Annotated in this window: 1 protein-coding gene and 1 pseudogene; one reads left to right on the forward strand and one right to left on the reverse strand. The window is 42.9% G+C overall.

Annotation, left to right across the window (positions count from 1 at the left end):
* Positions 1-122 precede the first annotated feature (122 nt).
* Entirely contained in the window at positions 123-668 is a 546-nt protein-coding gene (locus tag ACTBDZ_RS18095) for a lysozyme inhibitor LprI family protein (RefSeq protein WP_438816306.1), read from the forward strand.
* Between the two features lie 120 nt (positions 669-788).
* On the opposite strand, the pseudogene ACTBDZ_RS18100 reads toward ACTBDZ_RS18095, so the two are convergent.
* Positions 789-884 (reverse strand): annotated as a pseudogene (locus ACTBDZ_RS18100) (recombination-associated protein RdgC); the annotation flags it as partial.
* Between the last annotated feature and the right edge of the window lie 131 nt (positions 885-1,015).

Here is a 1,015-nt window from a genome sequence, read left to right on the forward strand (position 1 = left end):
GTTCAGTATTGGTGACAGACCACCACAAGTATCCAACCTCAATTCTGTTCACAAGACCATCGTTGATGTTCTCGGCGAGCGATACCGTCGAATTTATTCTTAAAGTAGGTGCGGAATGACGGATGAAACTGGGAAAAATCATGTTATTTTCGGCACTAGTAGCCTGTTATGCAAATGTTCAGGCTGCCGGATTTAACTGCTCGCTCGAAAACCTCAATGAAACCGAAAAAACAATATGCAGCACGCCTGCGCTGAGTGGTATCGACTCCATCGCGAATCGGCGTTATACGATTGCAATAGATAATAGCGTTGCTAAAGGTTCTCTGATGAGGGAGCAACGCGAATGGTTGGCACAAAGAAATGCATGTGGCACTGACGTTGACTGTATAAAATCTGAATATCAGCAGCAGATTCGCTATCTTGAAATGGTTCATCAATTTTCTTCTGTCAAAAATTTGTTTGGCAAATGGCTGGATAAGCCGTTAAAGAAAGGGATGAAAACCGCGTCGGGATTCGCTATCGAGGAAGCGCCCTGGAAGATAAAAAGGCTGTTTCGTTTTCACGGTGAAATGCGGAAGTATGATGAAAATAATAATGGTTACTGGCGTCTGGTCACGTATTCAATGAGTGTATTGCTACATAGTCTGGCATGCAAAAAAGGTGTTTAAAACCAGCCTGAATGCATGAAGAGAACATAGAGCATGAATACTATTTTTATTGCGGAGAAACACATTGAATACGTGACCCCCTCGTCTTGAGGCGATTAAATTGCACAGATAAAGGATTAATTAACGGGAGGCTTCGCCGCCCAGCACTTCAATCAGGTTTTTAAGTAACGCTGACAGTTCACCAGTAATAAGCACAGCATCGGCATCAAACCGTTGGTTAATATGTATTAGTCGCGACTTGATCTGACACTGGACCTTGCAAGGTTGAGAGTTACCGGTTTTGATATGGGTGTCCAATCCTTATACAAAACACGAGGTAACTCTCATGATTCATACTAACAATCCCA

This window comes from Symbiopectobacterium sp. (assembly GCF_051710365.1).
Lineage (GTDB): Bacteria > Pseudomonadota > Gammaproteobacteria > Enterobacterales > Enterobacteriaceae > Symbiopectobacterium.